17 protein-coding genes and 1 pseudogene are annotated in these 23,465 nt (G+C 37.0%); 17 read left to right on the top strand and 1 reads right to left on the bottom strand.

The genetic code is table 11. The features are described from left to right. Positions 1–106 precede the first annotated feature (106 nt). The 15 genes and pseudogenes from AC0VZ9_RS16415 to AC0VZ9_RS16345 all read left to right on the top strand — a co-directional run bounded on the left by AC0VZ9_RS16415 (position 107) and on the right by AC0VZ9_RS16345 (position 20,037). On the top strand, positions 107–985 hold the full coding sequence (locus tag AC0VZ9_RS16415; RefSeq protein WP_342025548.1) for a DUF4007 family protein: 879 nt from the start codon (positions 107–109) through the stop codon (positions 983–985). After that, positions 982–4,422 (top strand): hypothetical protein, encoded by a 3,441-nt coding sequence (locus AC0VZ9_RS16410; protein ID WP_342025547.1) that lies wholly within the window; start codon positions 982–984, stop codon positions 4,420–4,422. Before AC0VZ9_RS16415 ends, AC0VZ9_RS16410 begins: the two co-directional genes overlap by 4 nt. A 3-nt stretch (positions 4,423–4,425) precedes the next feature. Beyond that, positions 4,426–5,277 (top strand): phosphoadenosine phosphosulfate reductase domain-containing protein, encoded by an 852-nt coding sequence (locus AC0VZ9_RS16405; RefSeq protein WP_342025546.1) that lies wholly within the window; start codon positions 4,426–4,428, stop codon positions 5,275–5,277. Between the two features lie 84 nt (positions 5,278–5,361). Further along, positions 5,362–7,896: an MrcB family domain-containing protein gene (locus tag AC0VZ9_RS16400; RefSeq protein WP_475396487.1), complete on the top strand. Its 2,535-nt coding sequence runs from the start codon at positions 5,362–5,364 to the stop codon at positions 7,894–7,896. Next, a complete protein-coding gene (locus tag AC0VZ9_RS16395) occupies positions 7,868–10,342 on the top strand; it encodes a DUF2357 domain-containing protein (RefSeq protein ID WP_475396486.1) in 2,475 nt (824 codons plus the stop codon). Before AC0VZ9_RS16400 ends, AC0VZ9_RS16395 begins: the two co-directional genes overlap by 29 nt. Positions 10,343–10,378: 36 nt before the next feature. Then, positions 10,379–10,702, top strand: coding sequence for a pyrophosphohydrolase domain-containing protein (locus tag AC0VZ9_RS16390; protein WP_475396485.1), 324 nt, complete (start codon positions 10,379–10,381; stop codon positions 10,700–10,702). A gap of 446 nt (positions 10,703–11,148) precedes the next feature. Continuing rightward, on the top strand, positions 11,149–12,123 hold the full coding sequence (locus tag AC0VZ9_RS16385; RefSeq protein ID WP_475396484.1) for a sugar-binding transcriptional regulator: 975 nt from the start codon (positions 11,149–11,151) through the stop codon (positions 12,121–12,123). Next, positions 12,101–13,135, top strand: a complete 1,035-nt coding sequence (locus tag AC0VZ9_RS16380) for a galactitol-1-phosphate 5-dehydrogenase (protein WP_475396483.1) — start codon at positions 12,101–12,103, stop codon at positions 13,133–13,135. The genes AC0VZ9_RS16385 and AC0VZ9_RS16380 overlap by 23 nt, the downstream gene beginning before the upstream one ends. A gap of 3 nt (positions 13,136–13,138) precedes the next feature. Beyond that, the gene (locus AC0VZ9_RS16375) at positions 13,139–14,680 is read left to right on the top strand and encodes an FGGY-family carbohydrate kinase (protein WP_475396482.1); all 1,542 of its coding nucleotides are present in this window, start codon (positions 13,139–13,141) and stop codon (positions 14,678–14,680) included. Next, positions 14,664–16,148 carry a sugar ABC transporter ATP-binding protein gene (locus tag AC0VZ9_RS16370; RefSeq protein ID WP_475396481.1) on the top strand — a complete coding sequence of 495 codons (1,485 nt, stop codon included), beginning with the start codon at positions 14,664–14,666 and terminating at the stop codon, positions 16,146–16,148. The genes AC0VZ9_RS16375 and AC0VZ9_RS16370 overlap by 17 nt, the downstream gene beginning before the upstream one ends. Before the next feature lie 23 nt (positions 16,149–16,171). Further along, positions 16,172–17,146: an ABC transporter permease gene (locus AC0VZ9_RS16365; RefSeq protein ID WP_475396480.1), complete on the top strand. Its 975-nt coding sequence runs from the start codon at positions 16,172–16,174 to the stop codon at positions 17,144–17,146. A gap of 12 nt (positions 17,147–17,158) precedes the next feature. Next, on the top strand, positions 17,159–18,154 hold the full coding sequence (locus AC0VZ9_RS16360) for a substrate-binding domain-containing protein (protein WP_475396479.1): 996 nt from the start codon (positions 17,159–17,161) through the stop codon (positions 18,152–18,154). Between the two features lie 12 nt (positions 18,155–18,166). Continuing rightward, positions 18,167–18,844 (top strand): deoxyribose-phosphate aldolase, encoded by a 678-nt coding sequence (gene deoC, locus AC0VZ9_RS16355; RefSeq protein WP_475396478.1) that lies wholly within the window; start codon positions 18,167–18,169, stop codon positions 18,842–18,844. Further along, a pseudogene (locus tag AC0VZ9_RS16350) lies at positions 18,845–19,139 on the top strand (sigma 54-interacting transcriptional regulator); the annotation flags it as partial. It lies immediately after the preceding gene. A gap of 421 nt (positions 19,140–19,560) precedes the next feature. Next, entirely contained in the window at positions 19,561–20,037 is a 477-nt protein-coding gene (locus AC0VZ9_RS16345; protein ID WP_475396477.1) for a carboxymuconolactone decarboxylase family protein, read from the top strand. A 110-nt stretch (positions 20,038–20,147) separates the two neighbouring features. Here AC0VZ9_RS16345 and sigJ read toward each other — a convergent pair whose 3' ends face one another. Next, the gene (sigJ, locus tag AC0VZ9_RS16340) at positions 20,148–21,023 is read right to left on the bottom strand and encodes an RNA polymerase sigma factor SigJ (RefSeq protein ID WP_475397510.1); all 876 of its coding nucleotides are present in this window, start codon (positions 21,021–21,023) and stop codon (positions 20,148–20,150) included. Between the two features lie 366 nt (positions 21,024–21,389). On the opposite strand from sigJ, the gene AC0VZ9_RS16335 reads away from it, so the two are divergent. Together AC0VZ9_RS16335 and AC0VZ9_RS16330 are read left to right on the top strand one after the other, a co-directional pair. Next, positions 21,390–22,511 (top strand): sensor histidine kinase, encoded by a 1,122-nt coding sequence (locus AC0VZ9_RS16335; protein WP_475396476.1) that lies wholly within the window; start codon positions 21,390–21,392, stop codon positions 22,509–22,511. Between the two features lie 241 nt (positions 22,512–22,752). Further along, the gene (locus AC0VZ9_RS16330) at positions 22,753–23,385 is read left to right on the top strand and encodes a response regulator (RefSeq protein ID WP_475396475.1); all 633 of its coding nucleotides are present in this window, start codon (positions 22,753–22,755) and stop codon (positions 23,383–23,385) included. The last annotated feature ends 80 nt before the right edge of the window (positions 23,386–23,465 follow it).

Here is a 23,465-nt window from a genome sequence, read left to right as displayed (position 1 = left end):
AATTTTCAGCCCCTCCTCTTTTGCATCTAGGAGATCTAGGTGCCTTCTTTAACGATAAAAAAGCTACTGGAGGATTTCCTCCAGTGAAATAGAAAGGGATTTACATATGGGTTACGGTCAACATCAAAGCTTTTATTTGAGGGATAGATGGTTAAATAAAGGAATTAGAAACATTAAAGAAGATTCAAGGTTTTTTTATGATAAAGAAGCATTTGAAAAAATTGGCTTAGGTAAAAACATGGTTCAATCCCTAAGATATTGGGTTTTAGCAACAAGGGTTGCTGAGGAGCAATTTAATTCTGAACGAAAAAAAATATATAATATTACAGGCTTTGGTGAGATATTATATAGATTTGATAGGTTTATTCAATTTAGTGATTCAGCTTCAATCATACACTATCACCTGTCATCGAGTAAGGAGCCGAGTACTGCTTGGTATTGGTTCTTTAATATTTTAAATCAAACTGTTATTTCAAAAGATGAATTACTATTAGAATTTATCAAGTGGGTTAACAGTAATGAAGAAAAGAATATCTCAGATAAATCTCTAAAAAGAGATATAGATTGTCTTATAAAACTTTATACTGCTGGGCATGCAGAGAATGATCCTGAAGAAGTTATTCAAAGTCCCTTGTATAAGATCGATTTAATCAAAGAGTCTAAAGGACAAGTTTATAAAAATAATGGAAAACCAGAGGTAATTGGACTTTCTGCTTTGATGTATGTATTGCTGAAATATAAAGAAATTTATGATGTCGATACAATTTCAGTTGAAGAGATCATATCAAATGAAGCCTTGTGGGGAAAGGTATTTAATATGCAAAGGGCGACAGTAATAAACGTATTAGAAAACCTAACTCATCACCCTGCTTTTCCAATTACTTTCACAAGGACAAATAATCTAGATACAATACGTATTCCTAAAATAGATCCATTAGAGTTTCTTGAGTATGAATATGCTAGAAAGGTAGAGGCATTAAAATGATAACAAAAACATCAAATTTCAAATCAAGTGTAAACGTTAAGTTTGATCTTGATAACATAGAGATTATAAGAAAATATATGCCTACACCTTCTCATGCAGATTCCTTGAACGGTATCCTGGCAGGTTTTAATACGACGGGTGCTAGAAGATCACATATTATTATTGGCCCTTATGGTACTGGGAAATCAATGCTTAGTACTCTGCTGGCATCAATAGTTACTAAAAATATTAGTGAAAATGACTTCTCTCTAATAAGCCAAAAATTTTCATCATTAGATGATGAGATTTATAATGGTTTACTTAAATCACGAGATTTAGATAAAAAATATTATCCTGTTGTACTTAATGGGTACGAAGGAAAATTTAAGCATAGCATCCTTTCAGCAATATTAAAAACATTATCATCAAGTGGAATTGAGTTAATAGTCCCTGGTGTAATGACAAAAATACTAGAAACAGTTGAAATCTGGCAAAAGAATTATCCTAAGGCATATAAACAATTTAAAGCTTTATTAAAGGAACGAAACAAGTCTATAGACATATGGCGATTAGAAATTCTGAGCCAAGACAAATTTGAAATAGAGTGGTTTAAGAATGAGTTTCCCAAACTGACGTCTGGTGCAGAATTTTTGGTTGATTTAAATGAAGATTTTATAGATCAAATGAAATATATCATTGATGAGATGGAAAAATTAAATATTGGTTTATTTATTGTATATGATGAATTCGGGAGATATTTGCAGAGTATTGAAAGAAATGAAATAAACGAGACTATGCAAAATCTACAAGACTTAGCTGAGTTGACTGATCATTATAATGACAATATTCATCTTTTGTTTATTACTCATAAGCATTTACGGCACTACTTTTCAAGCTTTGATAAAGAGCTTCAAAATGAGTTTCAAAGGATTGAGAAACGTTTTAGATTATATTATATAGCCAGTGACTCTGCTACCTTCTATAGGATCGCTGAAAACGTTATTAATAGTATTGATAGGGATAGTATTACCGACGAGAAAAAAAATCTCACTACCCAGCAGCTAAGGAAATATGCAATGTTTCCACAACTAAACCAAGTCGAAATTGAAAACCTAATCGTAAAGCACTCATATCCAGTTCATCCGGTTGCATTATTTTTATTGCCTTTCTTATCAAGTCACTATGGACAAAATGAAAGAACACTTTTCACGTTTCTAGAAAGTTCAGATTCATTTGGATTAATTGACCATATAAATAATGACAATGGTTACTACCTACCTTATAAGCTTTTTAATTTCTTTTTCCCAAATTTTGAAGAGCAGAGTTTTGAAGCAAATGATAAATCAGCGGATCTATATAAAAAATTGATTCAAAGGATCCCTGAACTTACTAGTGATGAATTAAAGTTAAAAATTGTACAAACAATTACTCTCTGGGAGTTATGCGGTTTACAAGGAAGAATCAAACTGTCTACAGAATTGCTATCCTTTGCGCTAGATACAGAAAAGGAAGTAATTGCTAAGTCTCTTTTAGAATTAGAGAGGTTAAAAGGAATTAGATACAATAGAGTTTTAGGGTACTGGGAATTATTTGAGGGTAGTGCATACGATATAGATGAATTAATTCAAGAGAGTGTAGCAAATTACAGAATAAGTAAAACCAAAAAAATTGAGATTTTAGAACGTTGCCTTACTAAAAAATATTTTCTTGCTAGAGAATATAATGATGAGAAAAGCATAACCCGTTTTGCTTCAATTAACATTGTGACCAGTGGAGACATATTAGAAAGAAATTTTAACCCAGTGTTGGTAAGAGAAGAAAAAAGTCCCGATGCACTAATTAACTTTGTGTTACTAGAAGACTCGAATCAATATGATTCTATAATTAAAAGTATAGAAAATTATCAAGACGTTGCTTCGATTTTTTGTATTAATCCGACTGCCTTTAAATCAATAGAACAAAAAGTAACGACAAAGTACATTGTGCAACAATTAATTAATGATCCGGATATTATTAACAATGACAAGAAATTAAAACAAGAACTACAGTTATACTTGGAAGATATAACCTATGATATAAAAAAATACTTAGATGCATATCTAAACTTTTCACAAAACCTGACCTGGATTGTAAAAGGAAAAACTTATCAAATTAATAATGAAATAAAACTAGAAGAAATATTATCTCACTTAATGTTTGAACTATATCCATTAACACCAGAGGTACGAAACGATGGATATAATAGGAGGAAAATTAATAATGTTCAATTAAAGGCTGGTTACAAGTTAATTGAACATATTTTGCATAATCCTTTTGAGAAGGACTTGGGTATTGAAGGCAATGGTCCAGAATATTTAATATATGCTACAGTCTTTAAAAATAATGGTTTAAACTTAAGCTCTCTTGACTCTATATCCTCAAATGAGTTAATGGAGTTAAGGAGTGCTTTACTTTTGGAATTAACTAAAGGTTCCGAGGGATCACTTGATAAGCTTGTCAATATAATGGTTAGAGAGCCTTTTGGTATTAGAAAACCATTAATTCCAGTGCTGCTTGTTGCTTTGCTTCGTGATAAGTGGGATCAACTATTATTCTATAGAAACGGAATGTTTATTTCACAATTAAACGGAGAACACATTTATACAATGGTCAGTGAACCGGATCAATATCAATTTGTATTTATGCATTTTAAAGATGAAATAAATAGCTTTGTGGGGTATTTACAAGATTTATTTAGAAATTATATTAACCCCGAAAATCAAGGATTAAATAGACCTCTTTTAGTGATATCTGCAATGTTAAATTGGCTCCGTGATTTACCAAGATACGTACAAATTACTCGCACTATAGATAGTAATTTGGTAGCATTAAAGGATAGTATAAAACTAGCTGAGATAGATCCTAAGGTAGGGTTAGAAAAGATATATGAACAGTTTAAAGATCAACCAGACCTGTTGAAGCACATGGTTGATAATTTAAACACTGTTTATTTAGGCCTTGAAGATGAGGTCAAAAATATTATCTGCAATAAGATCGGCGTAAATGATTATAGCGAACTCAAATTCTGGGTTGAAAATCAGCAGCCATCAGTATTAAAGGATAATCAGCTTGCTAAGTCACTAAAAAACAACATAAATTCAAAGGAATGGGTTAAGAACGTTTCTTATGATCTTGTTGGAGTGGAGTTGCAAAACTGGTCAGATAAGACAAAAGAAATGTTTTTTAATCAATTAAATTATGAGTTTAGTAAAATCAACATGCAAACTCAAACTCCATCTGACTCTGTACAAATTCAGATGGGTGACGGGGTGAAAGTAATACGTAAATCAAAACTTTCAACTAAATCTCAAACCTTGCACACTAATGTTGCAAGAATCCTGAAGAATGGTGGAAGAAATGTACCTAAAGAAGAGATTGAGAACATTGTATTGCTATTAATTAAAGAGTTTGTAGAATAGGAAGTGATTATCTTGGCACGTAAACCAGTGCATATTGCCATGTTTAGTGGAGGGGCTTCTAGCGCCTACGTATCCTATAACATGGTCCAAAAATATGGTCATGAAAATTGTATTTTGTTTTTTACTAATACATTATGGGAAGATGAAGATAACTATAGATTTATGGATGAAGTTGCAGATTATATAGGTCTTGATATTACTGAACGGGTTGATGGAAGGACCCCTGAAGAAGTATTTTATGACTATAGATTCTTAGGGAATTCACGTCTAGCTAAATGTTCTGAAGAATTAAAAGTATATCAAACCATTACTTTTTTAGAAGAACTAAGAGATGAACAAAACCTGGAGCCAATTTTGTATTTTGGAATTGGACCACACGAAAAACATCGTGCGGACAACTTAACGGAGTTTTATAAACATCACCCACTAGAACCAATTGAAACAAGATTTCCAATGATCGATACCTTCACTGAAGACATTGATATAAAGGGGATCATTGAGAATGAATGGGGCATCCAGCTGCCTAGGATGTATAACATTACAAGTGAAGTGCGACCTGATCTTGCAGCTAAAGGGATCAAAGGTTTTTCTCATGCCAATTGCGGAGGAAGATGTGTTCGAGGAGGATATCAACACTACGCACTACTTTATGCGATTTGGCCAGATAGATATAAGGAACAAGAAGAAATGGAAGAACGTTTTAGAGAGCATTTTGAAAAGGATGTATCTATTTTGAAGAAAGACGGCGGTCCTTTCACTTTAAAACAATATAGAGAACAATTGGAACAAGATGGTGTAGAGAAGTACCTTAATATTAAGGACGATGCTGTACCTTGTGTTTGTTCGTATTCTTAAAATGTGAATGAAGGGAAGGACCACTGGTTCTTCCCTTTTCCGTATGATGAATGCTTAAACTATACCAATCTTGGAGGATTATTAATGAATCTAGATTATATTGAAAGAATCCTTTACAATTATTTTCTTAATAATGACAGTCACTTCAAATCAATTACTGATGATCCCTTAATAATGAATGAGGTAAGTGAAAAAGGTTATATAGTTTACAACAATGCTCAATCAAATGCAGCAACCCAAATATCAAAAGGTATGCTGCATAAAACACTTTTGGATCTTATGGAAAACAAGTTAATTGCAGCTGATGAATTAGCTTATAACGATGATCAAATAAATATTATTTTTTCGATGTTAAGTATTTTACCTTTTGTAGAACTTTCAAATAGAGGTAAAATACTAAGTATTTATCTAAAGACTTATCAAACTGACCAACTACCTCGAGATTCTTTTAAGAGACTAAATCAATTATTATATGAGTTTAGTCAAAAGGCAACTAACATTAGAGACAATAATATTCAATATTCCTATACTCAAGATATAAAGTTATTAGGTTTTATAGACAAAAATAATAATTTAAATCATCGACTTATTGACGGATACATTAAAACCAAAGATAAAATACTCTTCTTACAAAGTATCATGGTCGAGAAAGATTATTTTTATATAGTTTTAGAGCTTCTGGAAATTTTAAAGAAAGAAAGCAGGAGTGAAAAGAGAAAAATATTAAAAGAGGTAGGAAAGCTAATAGTTCAGAATTCAAAAGGAAGCAATCTTATGGTTGATTCGGTTGCTGAAAAAAGAACATCAAACATACTTTCTTGGCTTGAAAACACTCGTTTAATAGATGAAAACTTTAACCCAAGGAGATTCGATATTAATAAGATTAAGGAGCAAGTCTTGTATAGTGTTCTAAGAGAAAAAATAATTAGAATAATGAATCAATATCTAGCCGCTAAGAGAGAACCCTTCGGTGGTCATCAACTAGGGCCATTTGTTAGAAATGAAGTAACAGCTGAAATTAATAATCTACCATTTATAGAACCCTCAGAGTATGTGGTAACAGGATCAGTAGGACAAGGTAACTGGGCTTCTGTTCCCTGGATAGCCATCATGAATCGCAAAATTACCGTTTCTACCCAAAGAGGCTATTACATTGTTTATCTGTTCAGTGAGGATATGCAAAGTGTTTATCTTACTTTTGCTCAAGGGGTTACTGAAACTTCGAAGGAAGAAATGGTAAGAGTTAAAGCTCAGATTAGAGAATCTATTCCGCCATCGAGCAAGGTAAAGGTAGACGACCATATTAGCTTGGGAGAAAGCAAAAAGGCAAGAGATTATGCATTATCAACTGCAGCTTACATTCATTATGCGGTAGATCATATGCCAGAAGAAAAGGTCATCGTAAATGATTTACAGGAAATGATACATATTTATGAGAATTATATCTCCATGAATGAGGGAACAGGATATGAAACTGAGCAACTCCAAGGTGAGAAGCTAGTGGTAAAAGAAAATTGGAATACTTATTTACCTTCTAAGGACTTAATCAATCACATTTACTCTTACATAAAAAGTAAAGGCTTCTATTATCCAAAAGAGGAAGTTATTAATTTATTCCTATCTTTAAAAACCAAACCTTTTGTGATTCTATCTGGTATTTCAGGAACAGGTAAGACCAAAATGGTTCAATGGTTTGCCGAGAGTTTAGCGGCTACAGAGAAAAATGGACAGTTTACATTGATCCCTGTCCGTCCTGACTGGAGTGATGGATCAGATCTATTAGGATATGTAGATATTAAAGGAGATTTTAAAGAAGGACCTTTAACAAAAGCTATTAGAGGAGCAGAAGAGCATCCAGAGTTGCCTTACTTTGTTCTTTTAGATGAGATGAATTTAGCACGAGTGGAATATTACTTCAGTGATATTCTTAGTGTTATGGAGAGTAGAAGGTGGGAGGATGGAAAGGTTGTTTCTTCCACTTTATTATCGGAGGAGGTCGCAAAAGCAGAGGTCACACTTCCGAATAATCTTTATGTTATTGGAACCGTTAATATGGATGAAACGACACATCCTTTTAGTAAAAAGGTGTTAGACCGTGCTAATACAATTGAGTTTAATCGAGTTGAGCTGGACAATTTAATTTTTCTCCAGGATCTTGAGGACATAGATCCATTAGAAATAGGTCAGAGTCAGCTTGCCTCAAAATATTTGCACTTAAAGGATCTGTACAAGGTAGATACAGAGATTATTGAAAAGGCTACTAGTGAGCTGGTAAGGATTAATAAGAGTCTTCAACTTATTAATGCACATATTGGGTACCGGGTTAGGGATGAGATCTGCTTCTATCTTGCCTATAACAAAGAAGGTGCTCTAATGTCTTTTGAGGAAGCATTTGATCATTGTATCCTCCAGAAGATCCTGCCGCGTCTCTCTGGGAGTGACTCAAGAATTGAGCAGCTGCTAAGGGAGTTATATTTACTCTTTACAAATACTGAGTTTCAGGATGAGGAATCTCAGTTCGATGAACAAAGTTCTATTTATCCTAAGAGCGCTCGAAAAGTGATTGAGATGCTTAGGAGGTTACAAGTAGATGGCTTTACATCCTTCTGGATCTCGTAACGAAGTTGAATTGGTTAAGATTGAAACAGATGATTTCTCTGTTTTGGTGAAAGGAAAACCGTTTCATGAGAGGTATGAGGGGTTAAAACAGTATCGTGCAATGGATATGCACGATGTCATGCAGTTTTCTGTTCATGGGGATCAGGTAAATCAGGTATTAATCTATGATATTGAAACACAGCTGCTGCAGGAATCTACTCAATTAAGGCCTATCTTTTTCGAAAATGGAGTTTATCAGGTTATTGTCATACCTAAAACAAGCAGAGACTTATCCTTTTATCATGAGCATCCTGGCTTAAGGCAATCTATATCAAGAGTGGAAATCCCAAATACTTATATGTTAATGGGAAACTTGCAGTTCCAGAATGAAGTGGGATTAACGACCTTTGAAATTAGAGACGGCAGTAAAAAGCTGTTAGAAGTAACATTGGAAATCTTTCCAGCAAAGCTTGACTACAAAAATGATTATAAAAGACTACTAGAAGAAATTAACGATGAAATTTATAATCTTGCCTTTCATTTTATCCGGAAAACCTATTTGGGAGCTAAAGTGAAGCTCGACGGCAAGCCATCAAGAAGTGAATTTTACCGTTTGATTAGTAAACATTTTGATCAGTTCATTCAGGCAGTTAATCGTATTGAAATGCAGCCACATCACCTTCTCCAGAAAACGTATGAAAAGGTTAGGGGAGACCAATTAAGTAAGCTGGACACTAGAAGCAGGAGCTATTTGCAAAAAAAACCTCATCTATTTACAGAGGTTTCAAATGGCATCCATATCAATAACAAAACACTTATGCCAACCGAAGGTCTTCGTGTTAAAAAGGAGCTTACCTTTGATACATTAGAAAATCGATATGTGAAATGGATGATGCAGCGGGTAAAACATAAGCTATATGATTTGTTGGATACTTTGATTAATAGAAGCTCGAGGTGGGAAACAGAACCGGATGCTGATCTTTTAGACAAATTGAATGAAATGATAGTGAAGTTGGAGGGTAAGCTGAAAAGTCCTTTTTGGAAGGGCATAAAAAAGCTAGATCGCTCTATCCTTAGCTTGGTTTTGCAAATGGCCCCGGGCTACCGCGATGCTTTTCAGATCTATCTGACGGTTTCTAAAGGGTTAATGCTTCAAGGGAAGCTTTATCAGATGTCTGTTAAAGATGTAGCAACTCTGTATGAATATTGGACATTCTTAAAACTCGGGCAAATCCTTGATAAAAAATATCAGCTTGTGAGCCAGGACATTATCCAGGTGAACCGGGAAGGCTTGTTTGTAAATCTTCAAACCAACCGTTCTGCGACAAGAAAATACAAACACCCATATACCGAAGAGGAAATTATTCTGACTTACCAAAAGTATGAAAGTGGTTTGCCAACTATTCCTCAAAAGCCCGATACCATGCTCAGCATTGCTAAAAAGGGAAAAGACTTTTCCTATAACTATGTATTTGATGCCAAGTATCGAATCGATTACGCCCAAGATGGAAGTTATTATCAAAATCGGTATAAACATCCCGGACCTCTTGAAGATGATATTAATACCATGCATCGTTATCGAGATTCCATTGTTACCTACAATGATGGGCCATATGAAAGAACAGCTTTTGGAGCCTATGTACTGTTTCCTTGGTCTTATGAAGAGCTTTATCAAAATCATCACTTCTATAAAAGCATCGATAAAGTCAATATTGGTGGGCTGCCATTTCTCCCTAATGCAACGGATTTAGTCGAAAGATTTGTGGAGAGGCTTATTGAAAAAAGCCCTGAGGAAATCCAGCAGGAAGGCATTTTACCAAGGGGGACATTAGAAGAGTGGAACTCCAACCTGGACGAAAAAGTTCTGGTCGGGCTTGTTAGAGATCGAGAAGAATATATTGGCTATAAACAGACTGGCTGCTATCGTATTCCTGTAAATAAACTAAAAGCTGGATGGCAAGAGACAAGGTATATAGCTCTTTATGTTAAGAATGGTGTAATAGAGCATAATGGAGTCATTTGCTATGGCAGGATTAAGGATATTAGGCCAGTGAAATCAGGTTTAGATGAATATATGCAATTTGAAGTGGAGCATTGGATTAATTGTAATCCATTCATTAAACCTGTTGGATATGGTATCGCTGAATATATGCATACTACATTGAGCAATTTGAAAGAGTCTACAGAGCTTCCGGAACTGTTTATGAAATCAAAGGAAGAAAAAACGATATGGAGAATGCTTAGAAGGGTCTCAGACAGAATTTCCATTGATCTTGACTCAGTTAATCTTGATGTGGCTACTAAGGTTGAGGAATATGGGATTAAAAATGTTTTGATAAAATTTAATAAAAAAAATAGGGAAGCTTATTTGATAGGTGAAGGAGATCAAAAAACTGTTCCCTTTGATACATTACAAAGGAATCCTTCTTCCATCTTCAAAGACTTGATTAACCTGTTAGGCAGTTAGCAGTAAGAATACTAATCATTTTAAGTGAGGGGAATAATGCCTACATATAACAAGCTTGTCCGTGACCGGATCCCAGAAATCATTGCAGAAACAGGCAAGAACTATTCAACAAGGATTCTTAATCAGGAAGAATTCATTCTAGAACTCAAGAAAAAGAGTATTGAAGAATTAGATGAATATTTAAACACGAATAATGATGAAAAGGCAATTGAGGAATTAGCCGATTTGCTTGAAGTACTACATGCACTTGCTGAGACTCATGGGGTGTCGATTGAGAAGGTGGAGGAATTGAGAAGGCAAAAGGCTGGACAACGTGGGGGATTTAAGGAAAAGGTTTTTTTAATTGAGGTAGAAAAGTAAAATTGTTTATCATTTATCAAGTTAAGTTAAGGTTACAAAAATCAGCTTAATCAACGGTGAACAGAATCAGAACTAGCGCAAATTCAAAACTTATTTATTAGAATAAGTACTTGAGTTGCCCAAAAAATAATTTATTCAATAGGGTGCTTATCCTGGAATCAGGGTAAGCACCCATTTTATTAGTCTCAATTTGTTAAGGATTGAGGTTAGAGAGGGATGTATCATGCACACACCTCCATGACTCCACACATAATTTTAAAATTGCTAAATTATAATTCAGTTTTATTAACAAATCAATAAAATTTTATTTTTTTAAATTATTTTGAAATTTTGTTCAATTAGTGAAAATAATATTACGTTTTTGTGAATTTGTTTATATAATTGGTAACAAGAATTGAACAAAATTTAATCACAGTGAACAAAATTTCAAGAGAGGGGGTTGGCTGATGTATTCTCAAGAGGAAATGATACGGGTTGCTAAATTGTATTATGAAATGAATTTAACCCAGAAAGATATTTCTGAGAGACTTCCCTATTCACGTGCTACGATCAGCCGTATTCTGGATACCGCGTACAAACAAGGGATTATTCAAGTGAAAGTCAATTATCCAATTAGTTCTCTGCAGCAGCTAGAAGATCAGATTAAGGATAAATTTTCTTTAGAAAAGGTATTTGTTGCACCAGTTTATGTAGAAGATGATGCCTTAATTTTAGATGATGTGGGAAGGGCTGTAGCCCATTATTTATATGAAATTTGTCAGGACAATTGTACTTTGGGAGTTTCATGGGGGACAACGCTCGCATATGTTCTTCCTCATTTGGTACCAAAGAAAGTAAATAATATGAAAATCGTACAGCTCAATGGCGGTATTGCGAAGAATTCATATTCAACTGGTGCAGCACAGCTCTTAGAAAAGTTTTCTGAAGCTTTTTCGACCGGATACCATTTGCTTCCTGTTCCTACGATTGTCGATTCAGAATTGATTGCGAAAGTAATGACATCGGATTCTAGCATTAAAGAAACACTTGAGCTTTCAAGAGAAAGTAATATTGCTATTTTTTCAATTGGAACCGTTTCCTATAAAAATATCCTTTATAAGGGTGGGTTTTTTAAAGGAAAGGCTTATGAAGAGTTAATGTCAAAGAAAGCCGTGGGAGACATCTGTTCTAGATACTTTAAAGAGGATGGAACACTAGCGGATGAAGAGTTAAACAATCGTACGATTGGATTAGAGCTTGAGGAGCTTCGTAAAAAAGAGTATTCAATCGCAGTAGCTTCTGGAAAATCAAAGGCTAAGAGTGTCATAGGTGCACTCAATGGCGGTTATGTAAGTGCATTATTTATCGATGAATTATTGGCAGGTGAAATTGTTCAATTAACAAGTGGGGGGCATAAAAGTGAAAGCAGTAAAGTTATATGAACCAGGAAATTTAAAAGTTGAACAAGTTGATAAACCGGAAATTAGTGCAGGAGAGGTATTAATTCAGGTAAAAGCGGTTGGCATTTGTGGTTCTGATATTCCTAGAGCACTGGTAAAGGGAGCGTATCATAAAGGATTGACACTCGGTCATGAATTTGCTGGGGAAATTGTTGAGTGCGGACCTGATACAGAAGGATGGGCCGTGGGAGATCGCGTAACGATAGCTCCGCTTGTCCCTTGTATGGAATGCGAATATTGTACTCAAGGAAAGTATGGATTATGCGATACCTATAATTATTACGGATCAAGAACGGATGGGGCGATGGCGAAATACATAAAAGTTCACAAAGACAACCTTCTTATGCTTCCGGACTCAATTTCATATGATGCAGGTGCAATGGTTGACCCTGCAGCAAATGCCGTGCATGGGCTATGGAGAGGAAGCCTGAAAGAAGGTGATACTGCTGTAATAATTGGCCTGGGTGCAATCGGTCTCTTTGCTGTTCAATTTGCTCGTGAAATGGGAGCGAAAGAAGTAATTGCAATGGATATTTTCGAGGAAAAATTAGTAATAGCCAAGCAATTGGGAGCTGATCGTGTTATCGATTCAAAAAGTGTGGATCCTATTGAAGCGCTTGCTGGTACGAAAGTGAATGTAGTATTAGATACATCCGGATCACCTATTGCACAAAACCAAGCCGTGTCTATTACTGGTAAAATGGGGCGGGTTGTTTTTCTGGGTATTTCAAATCAAGAGCTGACTTTATCAGCCAAGGCTATTGATAAGCTGCTTCGCAATGAAATTGGAATTCATGGCTCATGGAATTCATTCTCAGATCCATTCCCTGGAAGGGAATGGGAATATGCTATTGAATGTATGGCACAAGGTAAGATTCAAACGGAACCAATTGTTTCACACCGTTTTCAAATAGATGAAACACCTGCTGTTTTTGAAAAAATTAAAAATAGAGAAATAGTTTTCAATAAAATCCTGATTTACCCGGAGGAGTAGGATATGGATGCCAACTATCTTTTAGGAATTGACTTGGGAACACAGTCTTTAAAAGTGGGAATCTACAACGAGAATGGAAAGCTGCTTTTAAAAGAAAGTGCGACTTATCCAACTAACCATACGAAAGATGGTTTTTCTGAACAGAATCCAATGGACTGGTGGCAAGCTCTAAAAGAAGCATTACAAAAAGCAGAGGATCATCTTGATTTAACCAAGATCTCCGGACTATCGCTCTGCGCAACCTCATCCACTGTTGTATTAACAGATAAAAATTATCAGCCTGTTGCTCCGTCGCAATGCTGGATGGATCAACGTTCAGTAAAGGAAGAAGATGAGATTAATAGTAATCCAAGCTCTGTAGTAAAAGATCGTTTATTATTTTCAGGACAAAAAACGTCGATTGAATGGATGACAACTAAATCTCTTTGGTTAAAGCGTCATTACGATCTATCAGACAAATTTATACTTGAGCAGATCGATTGGATGAATTTTAAGCTTACTGGTGAGGTTGTCGCTTCAAAGTGTAATGCTACATGCAAGTGGAACTATGTAGAACATCTTAACGGATTTTCTGATGAGTTTTTTAAAGTAATCGGATTAGAGGGAATTACAAAGCATTGGCCTAGGCAAATTTTAAAGGTTGGAGATAAGGTTGGAGAGGTTACTGAAAGCGCTGGGAGAGAACTTGGGCTATTAGCTGGAACTCCTGTCTTTCAAGGTGGAATTGATGCTCATATCGGCATGATTGGCTCAAGGGCCCTTGAACCCGGAAATCTGAGCATGATCACCGGAACCAGCTTTGTTCATTTAATGCATCATGAGCAGCCTATTTTTAACGATTCCTTATGGGGACCTTATGAGGGTCCATTACTAGATGATCATTGGCTTCTTGAAGGCGGGCAATTATCATGTGGTTCAATTATTTCTTGGTTTCTTAATGAATTTTATCCTAACAGTACGGATGAGAGTGAAGTTTATAGAGAACTTGAAGAAGAAATAAAAAAAATCGTAGCTGGGAGTGAAGGTCTGGTTATATTAGATAGCTGGAAAGGGAATCGAACGCCTTATAAAAATCCCTATGCAACAGGCGCCTTTGTTGGTTTAACACTCTCACACACAAGGTATCATATTTATCGGGCAATTCTTGAGTCAATTGCTTTTGGTACCAAAAATGTCATTGAGACTTTTAGGAACTCCTCGATTCCCGTAAAGAAGATTATTGCGGGCGGTGGAGGCACCAAGAACGCTTGTTGGATGCAAATAATTAGTGATGTAACAGGTCTGCCAATTTCTATTCCTATGGATAAAGAAACCGGAACCAAGGGTGCTGCGATTATTGCAGCCTATGGAATTGGGTTATATCAAACGATAAAAGATGCTTCTGAACAAATGGTTGAGATACAGGCTGAATTTAAGCCAGATTTAGATAAAACAGCAAAATATGAAACCGTTTTCCAAAACTATTTGGAATTAAACGAACTTCTATTTCCAATGATGAGGAAATTAAAAAATGGGAAGGAGGAAAGCTATGAACTATGTACTTGAAATGAAAGGGATTTCTAAATCGTTTCCAGGAGTCAAGGCATTGCAGAATGTGAATTTTTCAGTCCAGCCCGGTGAGGTCCACTGTTTAATAGGAGCAAACGGAGCTGGAAAATCAACCTTAATGAAAATTCTCTCTGGAGTATATGAAAAAGATGAAGGCAATATTTTATTGAATGGAAAAGAAGTGAATATAACTTCCCCAGCAGATAGCAAAGAGAATGGAATTGCTACTATTTATCAGGAGCTGTCTCTAGTAGAAGACCTAAGTCTTGGAGAAAATATTTTTCTGGGAAACTATTTAAAGCCCAAGGGCGGTTTTATTAAATGGAATCAAATTAAGTATAGAACGAATGAAATTTTTAAATTGCTTGGCCTTTCTCTTTCTCCGAATTTATTGGTACGGGATGTCAGTATGGGATTAAAGCAAATGACGGAAATTGCTAAAGCTCTAGCTTCTGATTGCAGAATCATCGTGATGGATGAGCCCTCTACCGCACTATCCGGTGATGAAGTGAACAAGTTGTTTGATGCGGTACGGTTATTAAAAAATCAGGGCTACACCATTATCTATATTTCCCATAAGCTAGATGAGTTATATACGATCGGTGACCGAGTAACTATACTCCGAAATGGACAATGGATTTTTACGGATGAATTAAAGAAAATCAAACAATCAGAATTGATTGAGTACATTACCGGAAGGAAAATAGAAAAGCAGACAAAGGAGCAGGTTTATAACAAGAAAGAAGAGTTTTTAAAGGTAAATAATTTTACTAACAAGAAACTAAGAGATGTTTCCTTTACCGTTGGGAAAGGGGAGACGGTTGGATTATACGGGCTTGTAGGATCAGGAAGAACTGAACTGCTTCGGGCGATTTATGGTGCGGATAAAGTCTTAGATGGCCAAGTTTTTCTCGATGGAGTAAAAAAGAATATTACAACTCCTGAAAAAGCAGTGAATGAAGGCTTGGGGCTTGTTCCGGAAAATAGGAAAACAGAAGGGATTATAGGGAATTTATCTATAGAAGAAAATGCCTTTTTGCCGTCCTTAAACAAGTTTTCAAGAAATCGATTCTTGCAGCGTCAGAAAATAAGGAAGGCGATGCTCGATTCTATTAAAAAGCTCAATGTCAAAGCACCAGGGCCTGAAACTGAATTACGCAATTTAAGTGGAGGAAATCAACAGAAGGTTATTATTTCAAAATGGCTCATTCATGAATCAAAGCTATTATTATTTGATGAACCGACACAAGGTATCGATATCGGTGCAAAAGATGAAATCTACAAAATTATGAAGGAATTAGCGAATCAGGGAACGACCATCATTGTAGCTTCTTCTGAAATCGATGAACTCCTTGCCGTTTGTGATCGAGTTCTCGTCATGTTTGAAGGAAGGATTGTAAAGGAATATACTTCTCCAGCTAATTATAAGAGTGAGATTTTAAATGTAGCTGTTTCTGGAGCTTAAATTGAATCAAAGGAGGTCACCTAATGAATACGAAAATGGAAGTGATTGAAGAGCCACAGCAAAAGCAATTTCAAGCAGCGGGTTTCATGAAAAAATATAATCTATTTTTCATTTTTGTAGGATTTTTAATTATTGGTAGTTTATTATCAGATCATTTCTTAACGACCCAAAATATTTTAAATATCCTTCAGCAGTCAGCATTTGTTGGAATTGTTGCAATTGGAATGACATTTGTCATCCTCATTGCGGGGATTGACCTATCTGTAGGAGCAGTTCTTGCGCTTTCAGGTATGCTTGTATCATTGCTGCTTAGCCAAGGGATGAATCCTATTCTTGCAATTGCAATTACGCTGTTGGCAGGGGCATTTATGGGGTTCTTAAGCGGGTTTATTTCAACAAAGTTTAAAGTACCTGCATTTATTGCAACACTTGCGATGATGGTTAGTGCCAGAGGTTTTGCCTTATTGACTACTGATGGCGAGCCAATCTACGATTTGCCTCCAGCTTTTACAGCATTAGGAGAAAGTCTTGGAAATATTCCTGTTCCTGCAATCATCTGGATTGTGTTAACGATCCTGGCAGTGGTTGTACTAAAGTATACAACATTTGGAAGAAAACTATATGCTGTGGGAGGTAATGAAGAATCAGCTCGGTTATCTGGGATTCCGGTTGAAAAATATGTTACCTCGACCTATGTTCTGTCTGGTACGATGGCCGCTATTGCAGGAATCCTCATGTCTGCTTGGCTGACAGTGGGGCAGCCTACTGCTGGTACAGGTTTAGAGCTAGATGCTATTGCAGCGGTAGTTATTGGAGGCACAAGCCTAGCAGGTGGAAAAGGCGGTATAGGAGGTACTTTCATTGGTGTTCTGATTATGAGTATGATTGTTAATATTTTCAACCTTCTCGGCCTTTCTTCTTACTATCAGTCTATTTTTATGGGTGCCATTATTGTAACCGCTTTAATTATGAATCAATTTATTACAAATAAAAAATAGGGGGTAGTTTTTATGAAAAAAATATTTAGCTTTTTAGCAATTTTTATCTCATTAGTTTTGTTTTTAGTAGCTTGCGGCGGCGGGAGCAGTGAGAGCAACAGTGAAAGTACTGGTGAGGGAGAAAAAGAAAAGCTTGTTATTGGTTTTTCACAGCCAACACTGGAATCGCCTTTCTATACTGCACTTATTGATGGTGCAAAGGCAGAAGCTGAAAAGCAAGGTGTGGAACTGGTTGTAGTAGATGCTCAAAATGATATTGAAAAACAAAATTCCGATGTTCAGTCTTTAATTACAAAGGGTATAGATGTTCTTTTACTCAACCCTGTTAACCCGGCAGCGGTTACACCTTCTTTGAAGGCAGCAGAACAAGCAAGTATTCCAGTTATTGCAGTTGATCGTAATACGAAAGAAGAAGTGGCAGCGTATATTGGTCGTGATAACAAAGAAATGGGTAAACTAGCAGGGCAGAAAGCTGTTGAATTACTTGGCGGTGAAGGCAAAGCACAAGGAAAAATTATTGAAATTCAAGGTGATGCCGGCGGTACAGTTATGCAGGCGCGTCACGATGGTTTCCATGAAATTGTAGAAAAAGAAGCTGGGATTAAAATTATTGAGGGACCTTATAGTAACTATATTCGTGCTGAAGCAGTATCTGCGATGCAGGATTTAATGCAAGCTCACCCTGATGTTAATCTAGTATATGCTCATAACGATGATATGGCTCTTGGAGCAATTCAAGTACTAGAAAAATCAGGGAAGCTAGAAGGAGTTCAAATCGTAGGTATAGATGGATTGATGGAAGCGGTTAAACAAATTAAGAATGGAAAATTTAAAGCGACTGTACTGAACGATCCGATTTCGCTTGGAACTCTGGCTGTACAAAACGCAGTAAAGGTTGGAAGTGGTGAGTCAGTAGAAAAATATATTGATGGCGGTACTGGTTTAATTGATGAAGGCAATGCCGATCAGTATCTAGATGATACGAAGAAATTTGCAGAAATTAAATAGGAGTGATTTAATTTGAAGCTTGAAAAATATATTGATCATACTCTCCTGAAGGCCGACGCGACCTTAGATGCAATTGAAAAATTATGCAAGGAGGCAGCAGAATATCGTTTTGCTTCCGTTTGTATAAATCCAGCCTATGTAACAAAAGCCAATGAATTATTAAAAGACTCAGATGTAAAGGTTTGTACCGTCATTGGTTTTCCGCTTGGAGCGAATGTAACTGATGTGAAGATCTATGAAGCCAAAAATGCATTGGCCGAGGGGGCAACTGAATTAGACTATGTTCTAAACATAAGTGATGTGAAGAACGGAGAATTTGATCAAGTTCAAACGGAAATGGCTGCATTTGTGGGATTAAAAGATGATCACCCTGGACTGGTTATTAAAGTCATTCTTGAAACCTGCTATTTAACAGACTTAGAGATTGAGAAAGTCTGTGAAATTGCAAAAAATACAAAAATCGATTTTGTCAAAACTTCAACAGGCTATGGTTCTGGCGGTGCAACGGAAGAAGCCGTTGCACTCATGAAAGCCTCTGTAGGCTCAAAAGTTGAAGTAAAAGCGTCTGGAGGAGTTAGAACAAAAGAAGACGCCGAAAAATACATTCAACTTGGAGCAACCAGAATCGGCACAAGCAATGGGGTCGGAATTATTAGCCTCACCGACCAGACTTCTGGATCTGGGTATTGAAACGGCCCTTTCATCTCTTTGAATTGTGGGGCCATTCCTAAAGACCTTATGGAAAGTGAGTTCTTTGGATTACAGAGGGGGGCATTTACCCGGGCCATGCGTCAAGGGTATAAAGGGAAATTTGAACAGGCTCAAAAGGGAACGATTTATCTTGATGAAATTGGTGAAATTCCGCATACGATTCAGGTCGCTTTACTGCGGGGTCATTCAGGAAAAGAAAGTCACTCGCACTAAAGATGTACCTTTGGATATCCGAATTATAAAGGCCACACATCGTGACATTAAGGATCTTGTAATACGGACAACTGGAAAGGTAACAGCAGAAAAATACCTTGGCATTCCAAGTAGTACCTTTTATAAAAGGCTGAAGAAGTTTGGAATTTGAGTATGTGATAAATAGGACGGTTCTTTTGCTTTCGTAAGGAAAGTAAAAGAACCGTTTTGTATTTAGCTTGAATATTAGTGATTATAATTCATGTCTTAGGTTGTTTGGTAATCAGGATGTCACAAAAGGAATCCCACCATCGTTATATATATGAACGAGATTAAGAGAGGGAGGTGAAAGATGGCAGAGGAGTGAGCGAAATAGTAACTATGAAAGGTAGAAATAAAAGGTTAGCTTTAGTCTTGAGGCGTCACGAATGGGCCAATTTTTTATGACCTACTTAATACGCCAGTAGAAAATCAATCAATTTAAAGAAAAGGGGTACACAATAATGACACAACGTATTAATTACATGCAGCAATCTCCGGAATTTGTTAACAAGATGATGGCACTGAGCAATGCAGAGAAAGAAAGTTCAATTGAGGAAAAAATCCGTCATCTCGTCCACATTAGAGCTTCCCAAATGAATGGATGCGGATTTTGCCTGGATATGCATATCAAGGAGGCAAAAATCCATGGAGAGAGAGAGCTTCGCCTATATCATATCCCAATTTGGCGCGAATCCACTCTGTTTAGCCCACGCGAACGAGCAGCGCTTGAATGGACTGAGATTTTGACTAAGCTGCCTGCACACGGTGTTCCTGATGATATTTATGACAGTGTTCGTGAGCAGCTATCAGAAAAAGAACTTTCAGATCTTACCTTCTCCATCATGGCAATCAATGCCTGGAACCGTATCAGCATAGCTTTCAAAAATGTGCCGGGTTCTGCTGACACAGCTTTTGGATTGACTAAAGCTGGGCTATGAGTGGTATAAACCTGAGATTATGATGGGCTTTTATAGATTGAATCAAACAAAAGGGACCGGTAAGATGGAATTGACATCTTACCGGTCCCTGTATAAATAGAACCTGAATGCTACCTTAATACTCCTGTATGCTTCAGTTTATCGGGGTTTCGGATAATGTATATGTTTCGGATCATATTTCCCTCTGCATGAATGATTCCTACTGTATGAATGCCATCATTGGTTCTTAAGATATAAGAAGGTTGTTCGTTAATTTGACTGATTTCCATTTTCAGAGTTCCCTCAACCATTGATGCTTTGCGTAAAACGCCGAGAAGAAAGCGAACAACCCGATCACTCGTTTTAATGGGAAAAATAGCAGCCTTTGCTTTTCCTCCTCCATCAGAGACCAGTATAACATTAGGATCAAGCATAGATACCATTCGCTTCATGTTCCCCTGTTTAAGTGCTGCCAGAAAGTCAGTAACCAGTTCATTAGGGGCTGTTTCAGTATGAACAAGCTCTTCAGAGGTAATCCCCATTTTTGCACGTGCACGACTGAATAGTTTACGGCAATTCACCGCGCTTTTTTCCATGAGCTCTGCAATTTCTTCATAGTCAAAGCCGAGTGCCTCACGCAGGACAAAAACAACACGCTCCGTTGGTGTAAGCCGTTCAAGCAGTACAATCATCGCATAAGACAATAAATCACCCCGCTCGACTGATTCGATGGAATCATCACTCGAACTCGAATGAAACAGGGGCTCTGGAAGCCATTCTCCAAAATACTGCTCCCATTTTTTGCGCGCCGATTTCTGTAAATCATAACATCGATTTGTGACCATTTTACAAAGATAAGCTTTAGGCTCAGATAGCTTCTCCTTCGGAACATCATATAATTTCAAAAAAACATCATGCACAACATCCTCTGCATCAGAGACAGATCCTGTCAATTGATAGGCGAGCCTAAACAGCAATCCTTTATATTGCATGTACATTTTTTGCATCATTTCACTTCCAATCTTATTCTGCCAATTGCTGATTCACAGCAAAGGCTGCAAAAATAAAACGATTAAAGGAGAATTTTTGTGACAAAGTGCAGAGGTGCTCCTGAAATTAGTACACAAACTTCTTTGTATTTATGTGTGTTGGCTAAGGATGAGTTTGTTTTTTTACTCACTATAAACGGATTGTGGAGTTGAAATACCGCTTCTTATAAATATAATGGGGCGACTTTTTGAAAAACAGGTGTATTTAATATTAGACTTAGAATTTTATATATATTATATCTGAGCCACAAACAAAATATGGTTAATTTGGTTATTAAATGATAAAATTTACAGTTGTAAACCCTAAAGAAATGGGGTCATAATATGAAATCCTACTGGCTATGGATCCTATTAAATGTGGTTGTTTGGCCTTTTGCGATTGCTTATCTTAACCTCCCTATAAATCAATTACCAGTTTACATATTTGGAGTATCATTTTACTTCCTGCTATTTTTTCTCGTTCCTTTGATCGAGAAAAAGCCCATTGTTTTATTTTTCATATTAGGTACTAAAACGGTTATTGCAGCAGCAACCCTATTTCCCTACAATGATCAATTTAATCCCTTTCTTATTCTCATCCTTTCCCTTCTAATTGCTGAGGGCTTTTATCGACTACCGTTTCGATACAGTATTTTGAATGGGGCAATTGATGCAATCGCATTAGGGTTCACCACTTTACATAGTAATCTGGGCGGGTTCCTTCAGACTTTCATAATTGTATATATCATATTCCTTTTGATTGCTCTCATCCATTATAAAAAAACCAAGGATCATCTAATGGATCTTGAAGCACGCCACGAGGCTATTTTCAGTGAATTTCGCGATTTAAAACGGAGAGCTGTCTCTGAGGAGGAGCTTGCCAGACAGGAGGAGCGTGTCCTGATTGCCCATGAAATCCATGATTCAGTTGGCCATAAACTGACCGCCCTTATCATGCAGCTGGAAATGTTTCGTCTGCAAACCTCTGAAAACGAACAGGAAAGAGTGGAATCATTAAAGGAACTGGCAAACGAAAGCCTCAACGAAACACGCAGGGCCGTAAAATCTCTGAAGGCAAATGACACCGGAGGTCTACCAGGCATCCTGCGCTTAATTCGCAGACTCGAACTGGAAAATATGATGCACATTCATTTCTCTGTCAAATACGGTGCCTTTTCTGCCCCGTTGACGGGTGAACAATCCTTTGTGATCTACAGATCAGTCCAGGAAGCATTAACCAATATCATGAAGCATAGTGATGCAAAAGAAGCAGAAATCACCTTCGAAGCACCAGGCGGCAGCATATTCCGATTCGAAATTCGAAACCCGGCCACTGGAACGGATGGCTATCAGGAAGGCTTTGGACTAAGCCAAATGCGGCAGCGGTTAGAGAAACATAATGGCGGTTTAAAGGTGTACCAAACCGAGGGACATTTCATAGTTAGCGGATATATTAAAATAAAGTAAGGTGTTTTTGTTGTCTAAAGTGGCAAATTAATTTTTCCACTGAGTTGATTGGAGCGGAAGGTGCGAGACTCCTACGGGAGCAGCGGGACAGCTGAGACCCCGCAGACGCATAGCGTCGAGGAGGCTCAGCGCCCGCCCCGTGGAAAGCGAGTACCTGCAGCGGAAATCAACGGGCATCATTCAAAACACAAATAAAAATATCAAAGTATTAAGCAAAAAAGGTAAAGTAGAGGTGATAACCATGATTCGAATACTCCTCGCAGAAGACCAGGTAATGGTAAGACAAGGCTTAAAAATGATGATTGAAACCGAACCGGAGTACAAAGTCACAGGCGAAACAGATAACGGCAAAGAAGCCATCGCCCTTTGTGAAAAAAGTCAATTTGACATTGCCATTCTTGATATCCGCATGCCTGTAATGGATGGACTAAAAGCGGCAAAGATCATCCAATCCCGCTGGCCACAAACCAAGATCTTAATGCTGACAACCTTTGATGACGATGCTTATGTCATGGAGGCCCTTCGAATAGGCGTGAGCGGCTACATTCTAAAAAACGGTGACACGGATTCACTGCTCCGTTCAATCCGTAGTGCACTAAAGGGCGGATTATCCATAGAAGAAGGGGTGGCTGCAAAGGTCGTTCCCCAGTTAATGAAACAGCAGGACACCAAGGAACCGGATCCTTCTCTAACACCCAGGGAACGGGCCATCCTAAAATGCATTGGGGAAGGGCTCAGCAATAACGAAATTGCAGAACGTCTTGCCATTTCCACAGGCACCGTAAAGAATAATACAAGCCAGATTTTGACGAAGCTGGATTTAAGAGACCGGACACAGCTCGCCATCTATGCCATCCGCCATAACCTTGTCTAATTCAAATAAAATGATGAAAGTAATGGTAAAATACATACCTCGTGACGGGAGACAGTAGTGATGCTGTTTCTTTTTTTATA

Source organism: Cytobacillus sp. QJM3NY_8 (assembly GCF_056173585.1).
The sequence above is the reverse complement of the archived record's forward strand: the minus strand, read 5'-3'. Positions and strand labels throughout refer to the sequence as shown.

Coding starts and splice junctions, on each gene's coding strand:
- AC0VZ9_RS16415 (WP_342025548.1), top strand. CDS start 107: ATGGGTTACGGTCAACATCAAAGCTTTTATTTGAGGGATAGATGGTTA.
- AC0VZ9_RS16410 (WP_342025547.1), top strand. CDS start 982: ATGATAACAAAAACATCAAATTTCAAATCAAGTGTAAACGTTAAGTTT.
- AC0VZ9_RS16400 (WP_475396487.1), top strand. CDS start 5,362: ATGAATCTAGATTATATTGAAAGAATCCTTTACAATTATTTTCTTAAT.
- AC0VZ9_RS16395 (WP_475396486.1), top strand. CDS start 7,868: ATGGCTTTACATCCTTCTGGATCTCGTAACGAAGTTGAATTGGTTAAG.
- AC0VZ9_RS16390 (WP_475396485.1), top strand. CDS start 10,379: ATGCCTACATATAACAAGCTTGTCCGTGACCGGATCCCAGAAATCATT.
- AC0VZ9_RS16385 (WP_475396484.1), top strand. CDS start 11,149: ATGTATTCTCAAGAGGAAATGATACGGGTTGCTAAATTGTATTATGAA.
- AC0VZ9_RS16375 (WP_475396482.1), top strand. CDS start 13,139: ATGGATGCCAACTATCTTTTAGGAATTGACTTGGGAACACAGTCTTTA.
- AC0VZ9_RS16370 (WP_475396481.1), top strand. CDS start 14,664: ATGAACTATGTACTTGAAATGAAAGGGATTTCTAAATCGTTTCCAGGA.
- AC0VZ9_RS16365 (WP_475396480.1), top strand. CDS start 16,172: ATGAATACGAAAATGGAAGTGATTGAAGAGCCACAGCAAAAGCAATTT.
- AC0VZ9_RS16360 (WP_475396479.1), top strand. CDS start 17,159: ATGAAAAAAATATTTAGCTTTTTAGCAATTTTTATCTCATTAGTTTTG.
- AC0VZ9_RS16345 (WP_475396477.1), top strand. CDS start 19,561: ATGACACAACGTATTAATTACATGCAGCAATCTCCGGAATTTGTTAAC.
- sigJ (WP_475397510.1), bottom strand. CDS start 21,023: ATGCAAAAAATGTACATGCAATATAAAGGATTGCTGTTTAGGCTCGCC.
- AC0VZ9_RS16335 (WP_475396476.1), top strand. CDS start 21,390: ATGAAATCCTACTGGCTATGGATCCTATTAAATGTGGTTGTTTGGCCT.
- AC0VZ9_RS16330 (WP_475396475.1), top strand. CDS start 22,753: ATGATTCGAATACTCCTCGCAGAAGACCAGGTAATGGTAAGACAAGGC.